A 21,963-nucleotide genomic window follows, 5' to 3' on the forward strand; every position below is an offset into this window, starting at 1 on the left:
GAAGCTTGCGCGTGGCCAAATTCTGCAAAGATAGCCATGCACGAGCAATGGCTTGTCACAGTCAGCCAGGTTCATTTATTGGTTCGCATTCATAGCGCACGCGCTCATGCCACCTTCATTTGGAATAGATCCGCCTTTCCAATGGACCAATGGGACAATCCTCGTTCCATGTCCGACTACATTGTGCTTCAACTTCAGACTTGACGCGGAAGTCATAAAACATTTCGACGGCGCGCCCACTCTCTTCCACGTAGTTCCATCGATATTGATAAACGCCTCTACGCAGCTCCAAGGATGGATTGGGAATATATGCTCGTTCAGATTGAGCCAAGGTAAAGACAGACTTGAATTCTTTGTCATACATGAGATAGTCATGCAAACTCATTGCACTCCCACGCTTTGATTTATAAAAACACGACACAACAAAGAAAGAGAACTGTGGAGAATTCCTGAGAACACTGAAGTTCGATTCTTCACACCCCTCAGCCGCACCTAGTATGAACCCATATTGAACACCGCCGTCCGCAACTCGAAATTCCCGCAGTTTTCCCTTGCCTTTTCCTGACACAAAAATTCCCATCCTGAGGTTGTTCGCCCTTTCGATGAGCAAGTCGACCCCGGACGTAGCGAAAAGCGATCGCTGATCGTCCGGCAACCTCTGCTGACGCTCCAACTCCAACTCAATGTCGATAGCGCGGTAACAATCGGTCGAGTCGTAGTTCACGTGATCCTTGCATTGCACGAGCTTTGAACGCAACTCCTTTGCGCGAGAATTCTCATACTTATCGACACCGAAGGCCGGAGAGAGAAATCCCATTAAAAACAGAATAGGAAGGTAGAAATTTTTCATGATCATGTTTCATCTAACTGCAACGATTCAAGAATGGCAATGGATCCATGCGGCCATCAAGCCCCGTTGATATGTTTGGAGAATGGCGTGATTCGAAATGTAGGTGTCCTCCATTCGCAATTGAATCCATTCCTTTCGCATTACCGCTGTCACCGGTTTTTCCAAGAATTTCTCCAGATTTCACGTAGCTACCTTCCTGCACATTGATGCTACTGAGATGCGCATAATAGAAATGGACCAACTCATTGTTTGGATATTTGCTTTGATAGTATTGTCTTTGCTTTGCCGGAAGATCATTCACATCGACCTGCAAGGTAATGGCGGCGCCATATCCGGTCGTCACGGCAAACGCTCTGATAACTCTTTTTATTCGTCCATTTGCGACCGCATAGACAGGTGTACCAACCTTGGCAACCAAGTCGATCCCTTGATGCGCTTTCGTTCCGCCGTTGCGAACCATACCGAAGGTCGCGCTTCTACGACTAGCCAAAAGCGCCGTACGAATTGTGCATTCATCTAGTGGGTCCTGCCAACTCATCGCCGCGCCGGCCTGCTCCGTGGGGAGCTGAAATGGAAGGGAGACCTCTTTTGAATTTGGTGAAGGTGGACCTGCCGGAAGACCCAACGTCTTGCAGATTTCTTCCATACTTCTTGCGCGAAATCCGGCTGGGTTTACCATAAATTGCGTGATGCTTATATTGGAATCCACATAGCTGAACAGCCAATGGACATACGCCTTGACGGGCTCGCGATTAAAGCGCGCAATATATGCGTCTGCCTTTTCCTTAATTTGTGCCTTCAAAAGCTTCTCGGCTTCCGGTGCTGTCAAAGTACCTTTAACAATCGCAGCAGCTCCGTGCGCGCCTTCGTGATGGGCAAAGTACATAGCCTTTGCAAGATCCTCCGGCTCGAGCGAATCAATATTAATTCCCCGTTTTCTTAGGCGATCCAAGTTGATTTGGCCGTACAATGCCGCGCTATCGATCGCATACTCTGCGTCAAACCGCCAGCGCAAAGCCGGGTCTGTGGCGATCCGATGATGAGTTTGCCCCTTACGTCCGGAAATCACATAGATTCCACCCTCTCTCTTCCCGGAGATTTTTTCGTAGCCATTCTCCTGCGTAAGACGAATATTCATAAACGAGCGGCTATCGGTGCACATCTCCAGCCATGTTTCAGACATGAATTGCGTCAATCCAGCGGCATTTGTCTTCTCGTTTTTGCTATCCGCGTTCCATTCGCCGCCGCGAAGCTTTGCAGCCTCGGCATGTATCAATGCCGCCAAGGCATGTGGTGTGAAACCATACTTTTTTGCGCTGGCGATTATGAATTTTCGGTACTTTTCGTTGGCCGGTATCAAGTATAGGTTTTCGTCAGCAAATACTGTCGCCACGATATGTGTCGGATTGCCACCTTCGAGACGAGTCTCGGTGATGAGCGGCTCCGGCAGCCTCGTGGGCGGAGTCTTAGACTGTTGTCTTGGGCGCTTGCCATCGGTCGGCTGCGCATGTATATCCTGATTTTTATGCTTGATCTTCTTCTGCAATTGAGACGTCGTTGCATCTTGCTTTCCTTGCTGTGTCCAATACCGACTCTTGATCAATATTTGACGTGAATTGATGATCAACGATTTCTTCCCCAAAGGTAGAACCTTATGTTCATCAATCAATTCATATTTTCCCTCGATGTTTTGCAATCGCACTTTTAAGCCTTTGGCGTGATCGTCAATCAATATCGGCCCAACTTCTCCTCCGACATTTGTAGTGAATTCCTTTTCTTTACCATCAAAGGAAAGCTTGAGTTTTGCAAAAGCAATCGGTGCACGAATCAAATCAACAATTCTAAGAGTGAGTTCGCAGTCGTTCTCCGCAGATATATTCGGAAGGCGTAGTTTTTGTCCGGGGTGAAGTGTATGCGCTGCCTTCCCTTTCAATCCATTTTCGGTGGCAAGCAGGTCAATGTTTATATCGAATTTTTTACTGATTCCCCATAACGTGTCGTCTTTTCTCACGATATAAATTTTTGTTTGAAGTGTCATTGCGCGGCCTTTATGAATGGTTCTTTTCTTCTTCACGCCCGTCTTCATCACTCGCACTAGAGGACGCTTCGTGGTCTTCTGGCATCTGGTATTGATCGGATTCGAGTTCTTCGAAAGTACTAGTCCAAGCGCGATAGCCTGCAAGCGCGCTGTATTCTTCGGAATCCTCTTTGATATCAAGACCAATTTCACCGCCAGCCGACGCGATTGATTTTTTCAGAACAGTTTTGTCTTGTCGGCGATACATTTCTATTTGAGCCCCTTCCAATCCCTTTCCCTCGAGAGTAAGTAGCTTGAACTGCTTTGCATGCGGAACGGAAGCATAGCTAGGCAAAAAAGGCAACGCCACCGTCCTGCTCGCCGGCCCGTCCAGCACCTTCATCCCGGCCTTGAACTCCACCTTACCCGGTGCATGGATCTCGATGCTGCCGCCGGCGATCTTCAGGTACGCGCCGCCGGCGGTGAGCAGCACGTGGTCCTTCGCCGCCGCTTCCACGCTGGCGTGCGTGCTGCTGATCGACACGTCCTTGTCCGCCGCCGCGCTGATCGCGCCGCTGTGGGCCTGCACCGAGACCTTGCCGCTGGCGGCGTGCAGCTTGATGCCGCAGTCGCCCTGTTCCTTGCGTTGCGCCCTGGCGTCACCGCGGGTGAACAGGCTGATGCCGGATCTGGCGGCCGCAGCGACGTTGCGGCCGGCGGTGGCGCTGGCGTCGAGTCCGCCGGTGACGGTGGCGGCATCGGCGACGAGGTGCGCGTCCTGCGGCGTCAATAGCGCGATGCCGGCAGGGGCGCTGATCACGAGGTCGGGGCGGCCGAAGGCGGGGACCTTGCCGGCACCCCCACCTTGCTGCGTGCCGATGCCATCCTCGCTGTGCGCGAGCGAGGCAAGCGCGCGCTTGAGGACGGTTTCGGGACGTTCGTGCCGGGCCTTGTCCAGGGTCTTGCCGGCAAATGCGTTGTGCTGTTGCGCGCTGTCGGCGAGGTTTGCTTGCAGTTCGTGCGCCTGCTGCAGCTGCCGCTGCGCTTCCTGCGCGTCCATCTGTGCGCCGCTGCCACCCGGACGGGCGTCGGCACTGATCAGCAGGCCATGGCCGGCGCGCAAGGCGCCGTATGCCTCGGTGGTGAGTTCGGTGCCGTGGCCGTGGCTTTGCCGGCGTTCGTTGTCCTTCTGGCGCTTGATGTGGCCGAGGTTCAGTTGGGTGGCGTGGCCGGTGGTGGACAGCCGCGTGCCGACCTGGCCGGTGCTGTCGTCGAATACCAGTGCATTGCTGCCGCCCTGTCCGTCGTGGCTGTGGCCGATTTCCTGGGTCTTGAAGCCCGACAGCACGGCGTTGTGCGCGTGCGCGCCGCTTGCGCCGGCGAACCAGGCGGGGGCGTTGCCGGTGGCGGTGCCTGCGCCCTGCCCGACGGCGTTGCCTTGCGCGTCGTCCATGCCGCGTCCGTTGTAGAGGCTGCCGACGATGATCGGACGGTCGATGTCGCCTTCGAGATAGTCGAGCAGCACTTCCTGGCCGATTCTCGGGACGAAGCTGCTGCCCCAGTTGGGGCCGGCGGCGGTTTCGGCCACGCGCACCCAGACATAGGCGCCTTCGTTGCCGGGAGCGTTGTCGCCGCCTTGCGGGTGGGACTGGCGGCCGTGGCTCCGGCTGCCGCGCTGCCAGTGCATCTGCACCTTGACGCGGTGGTCGCGCTCGGTGTTGAGGTCCTGCCCCGCCACGCCGACCACGATGGCGGTGTGGGGGCCGGTGACGGTAGGCCGGGGATGCAGCAGCGCACCACGTCCGTCGGCGGTCAGCGGCCGCCATGGCACGTCGGCGCGCACGGCAGTGAAGCGGTTTTCGTAGAGCGGGGCGGCGTCCGCTTCCGGTGCCGGCGTGCCGGCGGTGTTGGCGAACACGCCGGCGATCAGGCTGCGCGCGTCGGAGGACAGGTTGTTGCGGGCGCGGTGGCGGACGTGGATGACAGCGAAGGTCGCGGCGGCGTCCCCGCTGCGCCGGCGCTCGGCATCGTACAGGGCGTGGCCGGTCAGCACGAAGGTGGTGGCGGGCGCGAGCGTGCGCACCGTGCTGCTGCCGCGGCAGGTGCGGTCGCGCGCCTCGAACGCTTCGAGCATGCGGCGGGCGGCGCGTTCGGCTTCGGCGCGCGTGGCAAAACGCTCGAGTCCCGGATGATCGATGACAGGCAGCGCCGGGATGGCGGCGCTGTCCTGTGTACTGTCGGCGTGCGCGTCGAGCACGGCGACCTGCGCCGGATTCCAGCTGGCGACCGACACGGCGTTGGGCACGATGCGCTGGCCGGCCTGCCAGGCGGTGATGCTGTCGGCCTGTTCGGTGGCGGCGGCGCGGTGGTAGCGGATCGCATCCTGTGCGTTTGGCGTGAATGCGCCGTTGTGGTCGCCGATGACCAGGGTGTGGCTGCCGAGGGCGGCGCTGCCTGCATCGCCGCTGTGCTCGAACCAGTAGAACAGGCCTTCGTCGGCCAGCAGGCGCTCGACGAAGGTCCAGTCGCCTTCCTCGAACTGGGTACGGATGTCGTGGCGCGGATAGCCGTCCCGATCGGCCAGCGCCAGACGCCAGGACGGTGCGAGCCGGCCGTTGTCGCGATAGCCGCCGAAGATGTCATCGAGGATGTCGAACACGCTCGCGTCCTGCCAGACGTAGCTGTCGCGCCGGTGGCGCAGGAAGGCGGTCCAGGGTTCCAGCGTGAGGACATGGCGGGTGAAGCCGCCGTCGCTGCCGAGGCGCTCGATCGCGGTGAGATGGCCGTGCAGCGGTCGCAGCGCGCTGCGGCTGTGCTGCGTCAGGATTTCCAGCAGCGCCGGCTGTCCCAGCAGACCGTGCAGGTCCAGCCGCGCGTCCGTGCTCAACGCATGGATGCGGAAGCAGAACCCCTGGCTCAATCCTTCTTCACCCTCGATGCGCTCGACCAGCAAGGCATCCGCGCCGAGCGACGTGGTGAGGCGCAGCAGGCGGGTGTCCTGGGTGTACCGGGTCAGATGCGCACGCAAGGCGGCGTTGTGGGTGATCGTGTCCGACATGAGATTTCTTGCAAGGAAGGAAGCGAAAAAGAACCGGATTTCAGCACGGAATTGCTTTTTTTGCAATTTTTTCCATGAGGCAATTTCAGTGAAATCACTCAATGGATGAATGCATGAACAGTGATAAAAAATAATGCCTTTTACGAAACCAAACATGTTCTTTCTGTTCCACATCTATTGATGTGGCGAACGCGGTGTCGCAGTCCGTGCGGCGACGTCGCACCAGGTTTAGTTAACTGACAGAAAGGGATTTGATGAAACCACTTACCACCGCCGCCGGCGCACCTGTCGCCGACAACCAGAACTCCATCACGGCCGGCGAGCGCGGTCCGATGCTGTTGCAGGATGTCTGGTTCCTGGAAAAGCTGGCGCATTTCGACCGCGAAGTGATTCCCGAGCGGCGCGTCCATGCCAAGGGTTCCGGCGCATTCGGCACCCTGACCATCACGCATGACATCACGCGTTATTCGAAGGCGAAGCTGTTTTCCGAGGTCGGCAAGAAAACCGATCTGTTCATCCGCTTTTCCACCGTCGCCGGCGAGCGCGGCGCGGCGGATGCGGAGCGCGATGTGCGCGGCTTCTCGATCAAGTTCTACACCGAGGAAGGCAACTGGGATGTGGTCGGCAACAACACGCCTGTGTTTTTCGTTCGCGATCCGCTGAAGTTCCCCGATTTCATCCACACGCAAAAACGCGATCCGAAAACCAACATGCGCAATCCGACTGCCGCATGGGATTTCTGGTCGCGCCATCCGGAATCGCTGCACCAGGTCACGATCCTGATGAGCGATCGCGGCTTGCCGCAGAACTACCGGCAGATGCATGGCTTCGGTTCGCACACCTTCTCGTTCGTCAATGCGAACAATGAACGCTTCTGGGTCAAGTTCCATTTCAAGTCGATGCAGGGCATCGCCAACTACACCAATGAAGAGGCGGTGGACATCATCGGCACGGATCGCGAATCGGCGCAGAAGGATTTGTTCGACAGCATCGAGAAAGGCAGCTTTCCGAAATGGCGCATGTGCGTGCAGGTCATGCCGGAGACCGACGCTGCCACCTATCCGATCAATCCCTTCGATCTAACCAAGGTCTGGCCGCACAAGGACTATCCGCTGATCGATGTCGGCGTTCTCGAATTGAATCGCAATCCGGAGAACTATTTCGCCGATGTCGAACAGGCCGCGTTCTCTCCGGCCAACGTGGTGCCCGGCATCGGCTTCTCGCTGGACAAGATGCTGCAGGGACGGCTGTTCTCGTATGGCGATGCGCATCGCTACCGACTCGGCATCAACCATCACAACATTCCGGTGAATGCGCCGCGCTGCCCCTTCCACAACAGCTTCCATCGCGACGGCGCGATGCGCACCGACGGCAATCTCGGCGGCACAGTGAATTACGAGCCGAACCGGTTCGGCGAGTTTGCGCAGGACCCGAATGCGGACGAGCCGCCGCTGGCGATCAGCGGAGCGGCCGATCGCTACGATCATCGCGTGGACACGGATTACTACAGTCAGCCCGGCGCCCTGTTCCGCTTGATGAACGATTCGCAGAAGCAGCAGTTGTTCGACAATATCGCCGCGGCGATTGCGGGCGTGCCGGACGATATCAAGCGTGTGCAGCTCGGACATTTCAGCAAGGCCGATCCGGCATACGGCGCGGGAGTGGAGAAAGCATTGGACATGCCGTTGCATGAAACGCCGAACGCGATTCCGTAAGCGTGCATGTCTCGTATCAGGATGACATGAGGGAACTCGAACGGGAGCGTGTGCCACATACAGATGACATTCATCGCATGCGTTCGGCGTGACAACCGATAGCGCCTGTGCCGGGCGAGACAGCTTGTTTGTTGCTGTCGAAATCATCATGGCTGCCGCGACGATGGCAGCCATTTTTTTTTGCATCGAAGCAGTGCATTGCATCGACGTTGCCGCAATTTGCAGCATCTCCACGCATGCGTTATTGTTCGTGCACATTCCAATTTCCCATCGTCAATTTTTCTATGGAAATTGTGACAACCTCCTCCACTCCTCCATCATTGAAAGGGCTCCTCACGCATGCATGCAATCGGGTTCATACAAGATCTTGCGGTGATCATGGCAATTGCCGGTATCGTCACCATCCTGTGCCATCGCTTCAAGCAGCCGGTGGTGCTCGGCTACATTGTGGCCGGCGTCATCCTCGGGCCGCATACGCCGCCGTTCCAGCTTGTCGAAGATGAGCACACGATCCAGATTCTTGCCGAACTCGGCGTGATATTCCTGTTGTTTTCGCTTGGTCTGGAATTCAGCATCAAGAAACTGTTCCGCGTGGGCGTCACTGCGCTGCTGGCGGCGGCGAGCGAAATCGCGCTGATGCTCTGGGTCGGCTACGAGATCGGCATGTTCTTCGGATGGAGCAAGATGGACTCCATCTTCCTCGGCGCGATGCTCGCCATTTCATCGACCACCATCATCGTCAAGGCGCTGGATGAACTCGGCATGAAGCGCGAAAAATTCGCGCAGCTCATTTTCGGCATCCTGATCGTTGAAGATATTCTTGCCATCGGCATGATCGCTCTGCTGTCGGGTATCGCAACCAGCGGCACCGTCAATACCGAAGATGTGTTTGCGACGCTCGGCAAGCTGTCTCTCTTCATGATCGTGGCGCTGGTGCTGGGCTTCTTGATCGTCCCCAGACTGCTGACCTATGTCTCTCGCTTCAAGAGCAAGGAAATGCTGCTGATCACCGTGCTGGGGCTGTGCTTCGGATTCTGCCTGCTGGTGGTGAAACTGGAATACAGCGTCGCGCTGGGTGCCTTCATGATCGGCGCGGTCATGGCGGAAGCGCGCCAGCTGCATATGATCGAACGCTTGATCGAGCCGATACGTGACATGTTCAGCGCCATCTTCTTCGTCACGGTCGGCCTGTTGTTCGACCCCAAGGTGCTGTCCATGTATGCCATGCCGATTGCCGTCATCACGGTCGCCGTCATCATCGGCAAGGTGCTTTCATGCGGCGTCGGCACGTTTCTCGCAGGCCACGACGGCCGCACCTCGCTGCGCACCGGGATGGGAATGGCGCAGATCGGCGAGTTCTCGTTCATCATCGCCGCGCTTGGTCTGACGCTCAAGGTCACGAGCGAATTTCTGTATCCGATGGTGGTGGCGGTATCCGCCATCACGACGCTCCTGACGCCTTATCTCATCAAGCTCGCCGATCCGCTGTCAGCCAGGGCCGCAAGCGCCATGCCGCACGGCGTGTCGCAATTCTTCAGCCGCTATCCCGCCTGGCTGCAAACGCTCCAGCCGCAAGGCGACAAGGCGCAGATGACCAGCATCGTTCTGCGCATCCTGATGCAGGTCATGGTGAACTTCGCGCTGGTGGTGGCCGTGTTCGTGGCGAGCGGCTATGTGGCCTCGGCCATCTGGCGGAACTGGACCATATGGGGTACGGATGCGGACATGCAAAAGGCGATCGCCTGGGGCAGCGCGCTCTTCATTTCATTGCCGTTCCTGATTGCCGCCTACCGCAAGCTCAAGGCCTTGAGCATGCTGCTGGCCGAACTGTGGGTCACATCGGCGCATCAGGGCAAAGCCAGGAAGCTCGTGTCGGAAATCATCCCGTTTGCGTCGATCATGGCGATCCTGCTGATCATCGCGAGCCTGAGCATCAGCATTCTGCCGCCGCTGGAGTATGTCGCCGTCATATTGATTGCGGCGACCGTGCTCACTTTCATCCTCTGGAAACCGTTCGTGAAAGTGCATGCGCGCCTGCAGATCGCACTGTTCGAAACGCTGAACGAGGACAAGAACGCGCAGCACTGACGGCTTGCCGCGGCCGGGACGTTCTCAGAAACTCCCGGCGAACTGATAGCGGCTGCCGGGATGCCACATCGTCACGAAGGAGGCGACCTGCGCCTGCGACAGCGTGCGGCGCTTCAGCACGAGGCACGGCTCCTTCGCGCGGATATGCAGCATTTCCGCGATCTCGCGCGGCGGGCTGAGTGCCTCGATGCTGTAGTTCACGCCTTGCAGCGGCGCGGCCGCCATCAGGTATTCGTTCGGCGTGATGGCGGAAAAATCCTGCTGCATGTATTCCGGCGCGACGTCGGGATTGACCCAGCGGTCTTCAAGCTGGATCGGAATGTCGTTCTCGAAATGCACGATCAACGAGTGGAACAACAGCTCGCCGATCTCCACCCCGAAGGTTCCCGCCATGTGCTCGCCCGCTTTGCCGCGCTCGAGCAGGTGCAGCTCGCTGCGATGCCTGTGGCCGCGCGCGCGCACCTCTTCCGCAATGCTCTTGATCTCCACCAGCGTGGCCTGGTACTTGTGCTGCGCGACGTAGGTGCCGGAGCCCTGAATGCGCGTCAGCAGCTGATCGTCTGTCAATTCGCGCACCGCGCGGTTGACGGTCATGCGCGAGACGCCGAACTGCTTCGCCAGAACCTGTTCCGATGGAATCGCGTCGCCTTCCTTCCAGTATCCCGCGTGAATCTGCCCGAGCAGATAGTCCTTGATCCGCTGAAACACCGGCACGGCACTGTTCTGAGCTTGTTCTTCTGCTTTCAAATTCTTCTCCAAACCGGAAGCCGCCATTGTAATTGCCTGCCGTCACACCCCACCTGTCTACGCAAAAAATAAAATTCTTGCGCCAGTTGTATATACAACTTATCATAAGCTCGGGCCGATTTGAAGCTGTACCGGTTTCAATAAGTCGCGGATCGCGTTGAAGCAACGAACACGAAAAAGATCCGGCATGCGTTTGTTTTCAAACATTCCAAAGGAGAGGAATTCATGATTCAGTCCCACCGTAAGCAGTTACTCACTACCGCAGCAATCTGTGCCGCTCTGGCAGCGCCGACCGCCTTCGCGGACATCAAGATCGGCTTCAACGCCCCACTGACCGGCTTCGCCGCAGCGGACGGCAAATCATCGCTGGAAGGCGCGAAGCTGGCCGTGGCGCAAGCCAATGCCAAGGGTGGCATCAATGGCGAGAAGATCGAACTGGTTGTCTATGACGATCAGGCGTCGCCGAAGGAAGCCGTACCGGTCGCCACCAAGCTGGTGGAAAAAGACAAGGTGGTGGGTGCGGTGTCCGGTTCCTACTCCGGCTCGACCCGCGCCGCTGCCGGCATTTTCCAGCAGGCCAAGGTGCCTTACGTCACCGCTTACGCGCTGCATCCGGACATCACCTTGACCGGCGACTACATGTTCCGCTCCTCCACCATGGGCGAAGTGCAAGGCCGTGCCGGTGCGCAACTGGTGCAAAACCTGGGCAAGAAGAAAGCCGCGCTGATCACACTGAAGAACGACTTCGGCCAGGCACTGGCCGCCGGCTTCAAGGAAGGCGCTGGCAAGTTCGGCGTGCAAGTCGTCAGCGAATACGAATACGGCATTCAAGACCGCCAGTTCGGCGCGCTGGTGTCCAAGGTCAAGTCCGACAATCCTGACGTCATCTACGCCACCGGCTATTACTTCAACGCCGGCCCGCTGGTCAGCCAGCTGCGCGCCGCAGGCGTGACAGTGCCGGTGATCGGCCAGGAAGGCTATGACTCCGACAAGTTCATCGAAATCGCCGGAGCCGCTGCCGAAGGCGTTTATGTGACCACCTCGCTGGATCGCGATTCCGAATCCCCGGTGACCAAGTCCTTCATCGCCGAATTCCGCAAGTCGGCCGGCTTCAACGCCGACATGGTGGCAGCGTCGGCCTACACCGCGACTTCGGTGCTGATCGAGAGCCTGAAGAAGAGCGGCGGCAAGGGCGGCGAGGCGCTGAAGAACGCGCTGGCAGCTGGCACCTTCGAAACGCCGATCGGCAAGCTTGCGTTCAACGACCTGCATGAAGTGAAGAAGGACGTGCAAGTGCAGATCGTGAAGGACAAGGCCTTCCGTCGTCACTCGGTGATCACCGGTCCGCTGGTGACGCCGCCGTCGAAGGCTGGGAAGTAATTCCAGACGCATCAGCGACTGACAGTAACGGTAGGGTGGGCACGAAGTGCCCACCTTGGGTCTACCGATGCAAAACTGCGTGGGCACTTCGTGCCCACCCTACGAATATTGCAAAGAGGAAGGCGTACCGCAAATACCGCCTGTCCACTGAAACAACCTAACGCAATCAAGGACTCACCATGCTCTTCCTGGAGCTGATCGCACAGGGTCTCGTACAAGGCAGCATCTACGCCCTCGTGGCGCTGGGGCTGACGCTGGTGTACGGCCTGCTGCGCATTCTGCACGTGGCACATGCCGCGTTATTCACACTCGGCGGGTACATCGGCGTGCTCGTCATGAACTCTTCCGGCAGCATGTCGCTGGCATTCATGGCCGCGATGGTGGCGGCGGGCATCATGGGCATCGCCATGTATCGCCTGTGCTACGCGCCGATGCTGAAGCAGCCGCCCTTCGTGGCGCTGATTGCATCGATCGGCCTGTACATCGCCTTCGAGGAATTGTTCCGCATCATCTTCGGCGCGTCCGGCCTGTCCTATCAGGCACCGCCGCTGCAAGAACAAGTCGCTTTGTTCGGCGGACTGCAATTCAAGCAAGCCGAACTGATGGTCATGGCCAGCACCGCCATCATCATCGCCGTGCTCGGCTATCTGCAAAACAAGACGCGCGTCGGCGTCGCCTGCCAGGCGACCGTGTCCGATCCGCAGATGGCGCAGTCCTTCGGCATCAGCCTGAACAAGGTGCGCGACATCAACTTCTTCGTCGGTTCCGCACTGGCCGGTTTCGCCGGCGTGTGGGTCGCGCTGCTGAACAATCTGGTCGAACCGACCATGGGCAGCGTGCCGTCCTACAAGGGTCTGGCGATCATCGTGCTGGGTGGCATGGGCTCGGTGCGCGGCACCTTGCTGGCGGCGCTGATCCTGGGCGTGGTCGAATCCTTCGGCACGATCTATCTCGGCAAATTCCTCGACCGTAACGCGATTGCCTTCGCGTTCCTGATCATTGTGCTGATGTTGCGTCCGCAGGGACTGTTTGCGCGGAGATAAGAAGAATCATGGATTACGAAATTTCCCTACTGACCTCGATGGGCATCAGCGTGCTGTTCGCCCTGTCGTTAAACCTGATCACCGGTTTCTGCGGCCAGATCAGCCTCGGCCACGCGGCCTTCCTCGGCATCGGCGCCTATCTGTCGGCGATGCTGTGCAAGACCGGCCTGCCTTTCTTCGCGACGCTGCCGCTGGCAATGCTGCTGGCCGGCTTCATCGGCGTCATCGTCGGTCTGGCCAGCCTGCGGGTGCGGGCCGACTTCCTCGCCATCACGACGATGGGCGTGGGCTTCCTGTTCGTCGGCATCGTGCGCCAGCAGGACTGGCTCGGTGGCGAACTGGGCGTGTCGGGCATTCCCGATTCCGGCCTGTCGAAGATCGGCTTCATGACGCTGACGCTGGTGCTGTGCGCGGCGACGGCGGCGCTCTGCATCTACATCAAGAAGTCGTGGATGGGCCGCGTGTTCAACGGCGTGGCGGAAGATGAAGACACCATGCGCGTGCTCGGCATCGACGTGCCGCGTTACAAGCTCGCCGCGTTCGCCATCGGCACCGCGCTGGCAGGCCTGGCTGGTGCGCTCTATGCGCAGAACCTGAAGTTCATCGGCCCCGACAGCTTCGGCTTCGTCGAATCGATCACCGTGCTGTCGATGGTCGTCGTCGGCGGCATCGGCTCCGTACCTGGCGTGGTGTTCGGCGCAGCGGTGTTGTCCGCCCTGCCGGCCTGGTTCCAGTTCATCGGCGACTACAAGCTGCTGGTGTACGGCGGCCTGCTGTTCCTGATGATGCGCTTCTCGCCCAGCGGCGTGGCCGGCATGGTGTCCCGCGTCTTCAACAAGGGAGGTCGCGCATGACGTCTGCAAACAAGACTCCCCTGCTGTCGGCCAACGGCGTCACGGTGCGCTTCGGTGGCCTGACCGCCATCGACAACGTATCGTTCGACGTCTACCCCGGCGAACTGCTGGGCCTGATCGGCCCGAACGGCGCAGGCAAGACCACCATGCTGCGCGCCATCACCGGCGTCGTGCGTGCCACCGAAGGCAATGTCACGCTGGAAGGCGAATCGCTGAACGGCTTGCCGATTCACAAGCGCATCCAGAAAGGCTTGTCGCTGTCGCAGCAATTGGTCAAACCGTTCCGTGAAATCTCGGTGCTGGACAACGTCGCACTGGCTGCCGGCGTGGCGCGCACGCACTCGCCGCTCAAGTCCTTGATGCATGTCTCGCAAAAGGAAGAAGAAGCCATCGGCCGCCAGATGCTGGAGCGTGTCGGCATCGCTGCACACGCCGACCAGAAGCCCGGCATCCAGCCGCTCGGCATCTTGAAGCGACTGGAAATGGCGCGTGCACTGGCGTTGAAGCCCAAGCTGTTTCTGCTGGACGAACCGCTGGCCGGGCTCAATTCCAAGGAAGCGAACGCGCTTGCCACCACCATCGCCGAGATCAACCGTCAGGGCGTGACGATCATCCTGATCGAGCACAACCTCGGTGAAGTGATGCGCATCTGCCAGCGCCTCGTGGTGCTGGACAACGGCCGCAAGATCGCCAGCGGCGAACCGCGCGCGGTGATGAACGATCCCGCCGTGCGCGCTGCCTATCTCGGCGGCGACACGATCGCGGAAGCAGGCGTGAAGGAAACAGCACACGCAGGAGACGCTCATGCTTGAAATCAAAAACATGTCATGCGGCTACGGCGCATTCGAAGCGGTCGGCGACCTGTCGCTGACCCTGAAGCCGGGCAGCATCACCGGCCTGCTCGGCGCAAACGGCGCAGGAAAATCCTCCACACTGATGTGCGTCGCGGGCCACGTCGCGATGAAAAGCGGCGACATGCTGTTCGAAGGCGAAAGCATCAGCAAGCTCTCGCCCGAGCAGCGCGTCAAGCGCGGCATCGCCATCTCGCCCGAAGGCCGTCGCCTGTTCAAGGACTTGACCGTGGAAGACAACCTGCGCGTCGGCGGCCTGATCCAGCCGGCCTCGCATTTCGCGAAGGACCGCGATTACGTGCTGAGCATGTTCCCGCGCCTTGGCGAACGCCTGACCTCGCTGGCGGGCAACCTGTCCGGCGGCGAACAGCAGATGCTCGCCATCGGCCGTGCGCTGATGACGCGACCCAAGCTGATCATGATCGATGAACTGTCGCTGGGCCTGATGCCCAAGGTCATCGACCTCTGCTATCGCGCCCTGAAGCAATTGCAGCAGGACGGCATGACGATTCTGCTGGTGGAACAAAACACCGACCGCGTGCTGTCGGTGGCCGACGATGTCTGCGTGCTCGAATCGGGCCGCACCGTCTGGCAAGGCAAGGCTGACGACGCGCGCAACGACCCAACTTTAGCTGCGGCCTATCTGGGTTTGCATTGATACCTGTATCGACACACTCAACGAGTTTGAAGGACACACCATGACTACCATCACCGAGAACACCACCCTGACCAACGACCCGCGCTGGGACGCATCCCGCGAGATCCGCGCGCCGCGCGGCAGCGAGAAGGTCTGCAAGAGCTGGCAGACCGAAGCGGCCTACCGCATGCTGCAAAACAACCTCGACCCCGAAGTGGCCGAGAACCCGAAGCACCTCGTGGTGTACGGCGGCATCGGCCGCGCCGCCCGCAACTGGGAATGCTACGACAAGATCCTCGACGTCCTGAAGAACCTGAACGACGACGAATCGCTCTTGGTGCAATCCGGCAAGCCGGTCGGCGTGTTCCAGACCCATGCCGACGCCCCGCGCGTCTTGCTCGCCAACTCCAACCTCGTGCCGAAATGGGGCAACTGGGAGCACTTCAACGAACTCGACCGCAAGGGCCTGTTCATGTACGGCCAGATGACCGCCGGCTCCTGGATCTACATCGGCAGCCAGGGCATCGTGCAAGGCACCTATGAAACCTTCGGCGAAGCCGGCCGCCAGCACTTCGGCGGCAGCCTCGCCGGGCGCTGGATCCTGACCGCGGGTCTGGGCGGCATGGGCGGCGCGCAACCCTTGGCCGCCACCCTGGCCGGCGCCGTCTCGCTCAACATCGAATGCCAGCAAAGCAGCATCGACTTCCGCCTGCGCACCCGCTATCTCGACAAGCAGGCGAAGGACATCGACGACGCCATCGCCCTGATCAAATACCACACCGAACGCAAGGAAGCCGTCTCCATCGGCCTGCTCGGCAACGCCGCCGAAATCCTGCCGGAACTGGTCAAGCGCGCCAAGGCCGGCGGCATCAAGCCCGACCTCGTCACCGACCAGACCTCGGCGCACGACCTGATCAACGGCTACCTGCCGGCCGGCTGGACTGTCGCGCAATGGAAAGCCGCGCAACAGGACCAGAGCCAGCACGCCAAATTGAGCGATGCCGCCGCCAAGTCCTGCGCGATCCACGTGCAAGCCATGCTCGACTTCCAGGCGCTCGGCAGCTACGTGGTCGACTACGGCAACAACATCCGCCAGGTCGCGCTGGATCAGGGCATCAAGAATGCGTTCGACTTCCCCGGTTTCGTGCCGGCCTACATCCGTCCGCTGTTCTGCGAAGGCAAGGGCCCGTTCCGCTGGGTGGCGCTGTCCGGCGACCCGGAAGACATCTACAAGACCGATGCCAAGATCAAGGAACTGTTCCCCGACAACAAGCACGTGCACAACTGGCTCGACATGGCGCGCGACCGCATCGCCTTCCAGGGCTTGCCGGCACGCATCTGCTGGCTCGGCCTGGGCGAACGCCACATCGCCGGTCTCGCCTTCAATGAAATGGTCAAGAACGGCGAACTGAAAGCCCCGATCGTGATCGGCCGCGACCACCTCGACACCGGCTCGGTCGCCAGCCCGAACCGCGAAACCGAAAGCATGAAGGACGGCACCGACGCCGTGTCCGACTGGCCGCTCTTGAACGCGCTCCTGAACACCGCCGGCGGCGCCACCTGGGTCAGCCTGCACCATGGCGGCGGCGTCGGCATGGGCTACTCGCAGCACTCCGGCGTGGTGATCGTGGCCGACGGCACCGAGGCGGCAGCCAAGCGGCTGGGCCGGGTGCTGGTCAACGACTGCGGCTCCGGCGTGATGCGTCACGCGGATGCCGGCTACGAGACGGCGATTGCGTGTGCCAAGCGCAATGGCTTGAACCTGCCGATGATCAAGTAAAGCAGCGCAAGAAGAGCAGGAAACAGCGTGGGCACGGTGTGCCCACCCTACCCATGGCAAGACCACGCACGGTCGCGCCGGAGGGTTTTGCAGTTCCGCTGTGACGCTGCCGCGAAAGCGATGTGTCAAACGGATAAAGAAGCGAAACCTGTCTGAGTCCTCGCGCAGCGAGGGCGAGTTCGTTTCGCTTCCCGCTTGCTGCATTGTTTTCGCGGGAACCCGAAGGGCAGCGGCTGTGCGGTCGCCTTTCTTTGCTTACTTTCTTTGGCGAAGCAAAGAAAGTGAGTGGCCGCCGGGCCACCCCCGGCCTGTCCCCACGAAGTAACAACGGCAGTAACGAAGGAAAGATCCCGGATCCCGGCGTTCGCTGGAATGACGGAGATATGCGACAGTTCTCTCTTCGTAGCATATATTCATAGCAAGACGAGCAAAGACCGAACCACCTTATAAAAGGGTATCGACCATGCAAAACAGTCTGACTCTCCACCCCGGCAACCTCACCCTAAGCAAGCTCCGCCAAATCTGGCGCGACGCCCCCAGGCTGACGCTGGACCAATCCGCCTACGCAGGCATCAACGCCTCCGCTGCAACCGTCCAGAAAATCGTCGACCGCGGCGCGCCCGCCTACGGCATCAACACCGGCTTCGGCAAACTCGCCAAGACCCACATCCCCGACGACCAGCTTGAACAGCTGCAACGCAACCTGATCCTGTCGCACTCGGTCGGCAGTGGCGAGTTGATCGACGACGCCATCGTGCACCTGATCCTCGCGATGAAAATCGGCAGCCTCGCACGCGGCTACTCCGGCATCCGCGCCACCGTGATCGACACCATGATCGCGATGCACAACGCCGGCATCATGCCCTGCATTCCGTGCAAGGGTTCGGTCGGCGCCTCGGGCGATCTCGCGCCGCTGTCGCACATGACGCTGGCGTTGTTGGGCGAAGGCAATGTCCGTGTCGCAGGAAAGATATTGCCGGCGCAGATAGCATTGAAAGAAGCAGGTATTGCACCGGTCGTGCTGGCCGCGAAGGAAGGCCTCGCATTGATCAACGGCACGCAAGTATCGACCGCCCTCGCGCTGCACGGCCTCTTCCTTGCCGAACGCATGCTGGAAGCCGCAACCGTCACCGGCGCGCTGTCGGTCGATGCCGCCAAGGGCAGCGATGCCCCCTTCGATCCGCGCGTGCATGCGGTGCGTGGCCAGCCGGGCCAGATTGCGCTGGCGGAAATCTATCGCCAGCTGCTCGCAGGCAGCGAAATCCGCCGCTCGCATCTCGACAACGACGAGCGCGTGCAAGACCCCTACAGCCTGCGCTGCCAGCCGCAAGTCATGGGTGCCTGCCTCGACCTGATCGGCAATGCCGCGCGCACGCTGTTGATCGAAGCCAATGCCGTCACCGACAATCCGCTGGTCTACGCGAAGGAAGGCGACGTGATTTCCGGCGGCAACTTCCACGCCGAGCCGGTCGCCTTCGCCGCCGATACGCTGGCGCTCGCGATTGCCGAAATCGGCGCGCTCTCGGAACGCCGCATCGCGCTGCTGATCGACGCCACGCTCTCGGGCCTGCCGCCCTTCCTTGTGCAGTCGTCGGGCCTGAACTCCGGCTTCATGATCGCGCACGTCACGGCAGCGGCACTGGCCTCCGAGAACAAGTCGCTCGCACATCCCGCCAGCGTGGACAGCCTGCCGACTTCCGCCAATCAGGAAGACCATGTGAGCATGGCGACCTTCGCCGGACGCCGCCTGCACGACATGGCGCACAACACCGCGACCATCATCGGCATCGAAGCGCTAGCTGCCGCGCAAGGCATCGATTTTCACAAGCCGCTGGCAACGTCGCCGAAGCTGGCGGCGATGCACGAAGGCTTGCGCAGGCAGGTCGCGTTCTACGACAAGGACCGCTTGTTCGCGCCGGATATCGAGGCGGCGAAACAGATGGTGCTGCAGGGCGACCTGAGCGCGACCTGCCGTGAATTGTTTGGCGATTTGTACGTCGCGTAAAAACGTAGGGCGGGTCCCACCCGCCATCATGCACAGCGGCGGGTGAGACCCGCCCTGCAACCGACACCGAGCAAAAGCAGAAAACGAGGACCACACCATGCATCAACAACCCGACATGAGCCGCTGGCAAGGCCGCATCGACAACGCCGAAGGCGAACTCGGCCGCCGCTGGCACCAGATCGTCCGCCCGCTTGCCGCGACAACGGAAGGCAAAGGCATCGCCCTGATCGGCTTCGCATGCGACGCCGGCGTGGCGCGCAATCACGGGCGCATCGGCGCCAAGAACGGCCCGGCCGCCATCCGCACGGTGCTCGGCAACATGCCGGTGCACCGCTGCACCTCCATCCACGATGCCGGCGACATCGTGTGCGTCGCCGAGGAAAAGAACGACGGACTGGAATCAGCGCAGAACTCGCTGTCGGCGGAAATCGATCAGTTGCTGGATCGCGGCCTGCTGCCCATCGCCCTGGGCGGCGGACATGAAATCGCCTTCGGCTCCTTCGGCGGCCTGGCGCGCCATCTCGCAAAAAAAGAGAAGGCGCCACGCATCGGCGTCATCAACCTCGATGCGCATTTCGACCTGCGCATGGCCGAACAGGCCAGTTCCGGCACACCCTTCCGCCAGATCGCGGAAGATTGCCAGGCACGCGGCTGGCCCTTTCAGTACTGCTGCCTCGGCGTCAGCAATTTCGCCAACACCGAAGCCCTGTTCGAGCGCGCGCGCAAGCTGGGCGTGACGTGGCGGCTGGACGACGAGATGGGTGTCGCGCAACTCGACCCGACGCTCGCCACGCTCGCGAACTTCATCGCGCAAGTCGATTACCTCTACTTCACGATCTGTCTTGACGTGCTGCCGGCCGCAGTCGCGCCCGGCGTCAGCGCACCCGCGCCGCGCGGCGTGCCGATGGAAGTGATCGAACCCATCGTCGACATGGTGGCCGCCAGCGGCAAGCTGCGCGTCGCCGACATCGCCGAGCTGAACCCGCATCACGACATCGACCAGCGCACCGCCCGCGTCGCCGCCCGCTTCGTGGCTCGGCTGGCCGAACGTACCAGCTAATCATGCGCAAATTCGACGCCAGCAATTGCAAGGTGATGCCTTGGAAAAACGGCGGCGGCATCACGACCGAGATCGCCATCGAACCGGCCGATGCCACGCTCGACAATTTCGAATGGCGCATCAGTTCGGCGCAGGTCGCCACATCGGGGCCGTTCTCGCATTTTCCGGAAATCGACCGCTCGCTGGCGGTGCTCGAAGGCAGCGGCTTGCAGCTGCGTGTCGATGACGCACAGCAGGCGACGCTGACGGCGGCGAGCACCCCCTTCGTTTTTCGCGGCGAGCAAGGCATCGAAGCCACCTTGCTCGACGGCCCGATCACGGATTTCAACGTCATGACGCGCCGCACGCGCTGGACGCATGCGCTGGAACGCCTGCAGTTTTGCGGAGACACGTCGCTGGCACGTCGCGCGGATCAAGTGTTCATCTACTGCGCACGCGGCGCCGACATCGCGTGCAGCAACGCGCTCGGACAAGGCATCGCGCTGGACGCCGGCGATTCGGTCCTGGTCGGCAGTACCGACGGCGAGCAGATTCAACTCTCTTCCGCATCGCCCGCCGATCTTTACATCGCCCATCTCTCATTACAGGAAGCAAAGAATGCCCGTTGATCAGCCTCTCCATTGGGATTCCCTCTGGATCAATGTCCATCTCGCCACTGTTGCCGACGCCAACGGCTACGGCGACATCCGCGACGGCGCGATCGCCGTCAAGGATGGCCGCATCGCATGGCTGGGAGCGCGCAGCGCACTGCCCGCCGGTTATCAGGCAAAGGAAACGCACGACGGCGAGGGCTGCTGGCTCACGCCCGGCCTGATCGACTGCCACACGCACATCGTGTACGCAGGCAACCGCAGCGACGAATTCGAAGCGCGCCTGAACGGCGTGGCCTATGAAGAGATTGCAAAGCGCGGCGGCGGCATCGTCTCGACCGTGCGCGCCACCCGCGCCGCGACGGAAGACGCGCTGTACGCCGCCAGCCTGCCGCGCGTGCGCAATCTGCTGGCCGAAGGCGTCACCACGCTCGAAATCAAATCCGGCTACGGCCTCGACCTCGAGAGCGAACGCAAGATGCTGCGCGTGGCGCGCAAGCTCGGCGCAACGCTGCCGGTGCGCGTCAAGACCACCTTCCTCGGCGCGCACGCACTGCCGCCGGAGTATGCGGGACAGGCCGACGCCTACATCGACCTGATCTGCGAACAGATGCTGCCTGCGCTGGCCGACGAAGGACTGGCCGACGCGGTTGATGCCTTCTGCGAAAAAATCGGCTTCTCCAGCGCGCAGACCGAACGCGTATTCGAGGCGGCAAAGGAACGCGGCCTGCCGGTGAAACTGCACGCCGAACAACTCTCCGATCAGGGCGGCGCGGCACTCACCGCCCGCTATCGCGGTCTCTCCGCCGATCACCTCGAATATCTGTCGGACGAAGGCATCGCCGCGATGGCCGCCGCCGGCACCGTCGCCGTGCTGTTGCCTGGCGCGTTCTACTTCCTGCGCGAAACCAAATTCCCGCCGCTGCAGGCATTGCGCGACGCCGGTGTGCCGATCGCCATTTCCACCGACTGCAACCCCGGCACCTCGCCCATGACCTCGCTGCTGCTGGCGATGAACATGGCATGCACCATCTTCCGCATGACGCCGCAGGAAGCGCTGGCAGGCGCGACCATCCACGCAGCCAGGGCGCTCGGCATGGAAAAGGATTGCGGCAGTCTGGCAGTCGGCAAGCTTGCGGATTTTGCGCTGTGGGCGATTGACCGTCCGGGCGATCTGGCGTATGCGATCGGCGGGAATCCGTGCCAGGCAGTGGTGAATGCGGGGGTCAAGCGCGGCGCCCGGATCGACGCGGCCGGCTGAACGCGCCTCGCTTGCAGCAGGGAGCGT

General features: G+C 60.8%; 17 protein-coding genes. 13 read left to right on the forward strand and 4 right to left on the reverse strand.

All coding sequences use genetic code 11. From position 1 onward, the window contains the following. Positions 1-115 precede the first annotated feature (115 nt). From D3870_RS14005 to D3870_RS14015, 3 genes are read right to left on the reverse strand one after another with little or no spacing between them, the layout of a single operon-like run. Entirely contained in the window at positions 116-850 is a 735-nt protein-coding gene (locus tag D3870_RS14005) for a hypothetical protein (protein ID WP_147375801.1), read from the reverse strand. 13 nt (positions 851-863) lie between these two features. Beyond that, positions 864-2,924: a peptidoglycan DD-metalloendopeptidase family protein gene (locus D3870_RS14010; protein ID WP_158590466.1), complete on the reverse strand. Its 2,061-nt coding sequence runs from the start codon at positions 2,922-2,924 to the stop codon at positions 864-866. Continuing rightward, a complete protein-coding gene (locus tag D3870_RS14015; protein WP_158590467.1) occupies positions 2,899-5,925 on the reverse strand; it encodes a type VI secretion system Vgr family protein in 3,027 nt (1,008 codons plus the stop codon). The genes D3870_RS14010 and D3870_RS14015 overlap by 26 nt, the downstream gene beginning before the upstream one ends. Positions 5,926-6,179: 254 nt before the next feature. On the opposite strand from D3870_RS14015, the gene D3870_RS14020 reads away from it, so the two are divergent. From D3870_RS14020 to D3870_RS14025, 3 genes are all read left to right on the forward strand, one after another. Further along, entirely contained in the window at positions 6,180-7,640 is a 1,461-nt protein-coding gene (locus tag D3870_RS14020; RefSeq protein WP_119740013.1) for a catalase, read from the forward strand. Between the two features lie 88 nt (positions 7,641-7,728). Further along, entirely contained in the window at positions 7,729-8,016 is a 288-nt protein-coding gene (locus tag D3870_RS22565) for a hypothetical protein (protein ID WP_199710807.1), read from the forward strand. Next, on the forward strand, positions 7,980-9,728 hold the full coding sequence (locus D3870_RS14025) for a cation:proton antiporter (protein ID WP_119740014.1): 1,749 nt from the start codon (positions 7,980-7,982) through the stop codon (positions 9,726-9,728). Before D3870_RS22565 ends, D3870_RS14025 begins: the two co-directional genes overlap by 37 nt. A gap of 24 nt (positions 9,729-9,752) precedes the next feature. Here D3870_RS14025 and hutC read toward each other — a convergent pair whose 3' ends face one another. Further along, entirely contained in the window at positions 9,753-10,475 is a 723-nt protein-coding gene (gene hutC / locus D3870_RS14030; RefSeq protein ID WP_242489982.1) for a histidine utilization repressor, read from the reverse strand. Between the two features lie 225 nt (positions 10,476-10,700). On the opposite strand from hutC, the gene D3870_RS14035 reads away from it, so the two are divergent. The 10 genes from D3870_RS14035 (at position 10,701) to hutI (ending at position 21,936) form a co-directional block, all read left to right on the forward strand. Next, positions 10,701-11,855: an ABC transporter substrate-binding protein gene (locus D3870_RS14035; RefSeq protein ID WP_119740018.1), complete on the forward strand. Its 1,155-nt coding sequence runs from the start codon at positions 10,701-10,703 to the stop codon at positions 11,853-11,855. 179 nt (positions 11,856-12,034) lie between these two features. Next, positions 12,035-12,898 carry a branched-chain amino acid ABC transporter permease gene (locus D3870_RS14040; protein ID WP_119740020.1) on the forward strand — a complete coding sequence of 288 codons (864 nt, stop codon included), beginning with the start codon at positions 12,035-12,037 and terminating at the stop codon, positions 12,896-12,898. A gap of 8 nt (positions 12,899-12,906) precedes the next feature. After that, a complete protein-coding gene (locus tag D3870_RS14045) occupies positions 12,907-13,752 on the forward strand; it encodes a branched-chain amino acid ABC transporter permease (protein ID WP_242489983.1) in 846 nt (281 codons plus the stop codon). Continuing rightward, complete coding sequence (locus D3870_RS14050; RefSeq protein ID WP_119740022.1) at positions 13,749-14,564, forward strand: ABC transporter ATP-binding protein; 816 nt, start codon at positions 13,749-13,751, stop codon at positions 14,562-14,564. Before D3870_RS14045 ends, D3870_RS14050 begins: the two co-directional genes overlap by 4 nt. Next, entirely contained in the window at positions 14,557-15,261 is a 705-nt protein-coding gene (locus D3870_RS14055) for an ABC transporter ATP-binding protein (RefSeq protein ID WP_119740024.1), read from the forward strand. The genes D3870_RS14050 and D3870_RS14055 overlap by 8 nt, the downstream gene beginning before the upstream one ends. A gap of 40 nt (positions 15,262-15,301) precedes the next feature. Then, positions 15,302-17,020, forward strand: coding sequence for a urocanate hydratase (gene hutU / locus D3870_RS14060; protein ID WP_119740026.1), 1,719 nt, complete (start codon positions 15,302-15,304; stop codon positions 17,018-17,020). Positions 17,021-17,483: 463 nt separating this feature from the next. Further along, positions 17,484-19,025, forward strand: a complete 1,542-nt coding sequence (hutH, locus tag D3870_RS14065) for a histidine ammonia-lyase (protein ID WP_119740028.1) — start codon at positions 17,484-17,486, stop codon at positions 19,023-19,025. A gap of 97 nt (positions 19,026-19,122) precedes the next feature. Next, positions 19,123-20,085 carry a formimidoylglutamase gene (hutG, locus tag D3870_RS14070; protein WP_119740030.1) on the forward strand — a complete coding sequence of 321 codons (963 nt, stop codon included), beginning with the start codon at positions 19,123-19,125 and terminating at the stop codon, positions 20,083-20,085. Between the two features lie 2 nt (positions 20,086-20,087). Continuing rightward, positions 20,088-20,693: a HutD/Ves family protein gene (locus D3870_RS14075; protein ID WP_119740032.1), complete on the forward strand. Its 606-nt coding sequence runs from the start codon at positions 20,088-20,090 to the stop codon at positions 20,691-20,693. Beyond that, entirely contained in the window at positions 20,683-21,936 is a 1,254-nt protein-coding gene (gene hutI / locus D3870_RS14080) for an imidazolonepropionase (protein ID WP_119740033.1), read from the forward strand. The genes D3870_RS14075 and hutI overlap by 11 nt, the downstream gene beginning before the upstream one ends. Positions 21,937-21,963 lie beyond the last annotated feature (27 nt).

It is taken from the genome of Noviherbaspirillum cavernae (genome assembly GCF_003590875.1).
Taxonomy (GTDB): Bacteria; Pseudomonadota; Gammaproteobacteria; order Burkholderiales; family Burkholderiaceae_D; genus Noviherbaspirillum; species Noviherbaspirillum cavernae.

Excerpts from the sequence above, each read along its gene's own strand:
- D3870_RS14035 (WP_119740018.1), top strand. The coding sequence starts at position 10,701 with ATGATTCAGTCCCACCGTAAGCAGTTACTCACTACCGCAGCAATCTGT.
- hutI (WP_119740033.1), top strand. The coding sequence starts at position 20,683 with ATGCCCGTTGATCAGCCTCTCCATTGGGATTCCCTCTGGATCAATGTC.
- D3870_RS14005 (WP_147375801.1), bottom strand. The coding sequence starts at position 850 with ATGAAAAATTTCTACCTTCCTATTCTGTTTTTAATGGGATTTCTCTCT.
- D3870_RS14055 (WP_119740024.1), top strand. The coding sequence starts at position 14,557 with ATGCTTGAAATCAAAAACATGTCATGCGGCTACGGCGCATTCGAAGCG.
- D3870_RS14020 (WP_119740013.1), top strand. The coding sequence starts at position 6,180 with ATGAAACCACTTACCACCGCCGCCGGCGCACCTGTCGCCGACAACCAG.
- D3870_RS14040 (WP_119740020.1), top strand. The coding sequence starts at position 12,035 with ATGCTCTTCCTGGAGCTGATCGCACAGGGTCTCGTACAAGGCAGCATC.
- D3870_RS14050 (WP_119740022.1), top strand. The coding sequence starts at position 13,749 with ATGACGTCTGCAAACAAGACTCCCCTGCTGTCGGCCAACGGCGTCACG.
- D3870_RS14015 (WP_158590467.1), bottom strand. The coding sequence starts at position 5,925 with ATGTCGGACACGATCACCCACAACGCCGCCTTGCGTGCGCATCTGACC.
- D3870_RS14045 (WP_242489983.1), top strand. The coding sequence starts at position 12,907 with ATGGATTACGAAATTTCCCTACTGACCTCGATGGGCATCAGCGTGCTG.
- hutU (WP_119740026.1), top strand. The coding sequence starts at position 15,302 with ATGACTACCATCACCGAGAACACCACCCTGACCAACGACCCGCGCTGG.
- D3870_RS14075 (WP_119740032.1), top strand. The coding sequence starts at position 20,088 with ATGCGCAAATTCGACGCCAGCAATTGCAAGGTGATGCCTTGGAAAAAC.
- D3870_RS14025 (WP_119740014.1), top strand. The coding sequence starts at position 7,980 with ATGCATGCAATCGGGTTCATACAAGATCTTGCGGTGATCATGGCAATT.
- hutH (WP_119740028.1), top strand. The coding sequence starts at position 17,484 with ATGCAAAACAGTCTGACTCTCCACCCCGGCAACCTCACCCTAAGCAAG.
- hutG (WP_119740030.1), top strand. The coding sequence starts at position 19,123 with ATGCATCAACAACCCGACATGAGCCGCTGGCAAGGCCGCATCGACAAC.